Origin of the sequence: Staphylococcus pasteuri, from assembly GCF_030547725.1 — a bacterium.
Lineage (GTDB): Bacteria > Bacillota > Bacilli > Staphylococcales > Staphylococcaceae > Staphylococcus > Staphylococcus pasteuri.
Genome location: NZ_JAUOQO010000375.1, coordinates 1 through 268 on the forward strand (window position 1 = coordinate 1; position 268 = coordinate 268).

Here is a 268-nt window from a genome sequence, read left to right on the forward strand (position 1 = left end):
GATTAATATCAGGCTTTTTTATGGGTCTAGTAAGCTTGTTGCTTGCAATCGCTAGCGAGAGTTTCGCCATCGATAGATTTAGCGTTTTGGTCAAAACAGCGCGGTAATGGCCAGCTAGGTTTACTAACAATTAAGCCTTGGTTCTCGTCACACGCTTCACCATTTTCGCTTATACACCAAGAGCTAGGTTCTGGTGTAGGCACTTTATTTTGGGAATGACGATACTTAGACACCGCTTGATAAACCACACGCCGAGCCTTGTTTAATC

At 43.7% G+C, this 268-nt stretch carries 1 protein-coding gene; it reads right to left on the bottom strand.

Annotated features, from left to right (window positions below):
* Nucleotides 1-26 precede the first annotated feature (26 nt).
* A partial coding sequence (locus Q4528_RS14050; protein WP_303522214.1) for a hypothetical protein occupies nt 27-268 on the bottom strand: 242 nt, incomplete at its 5' end.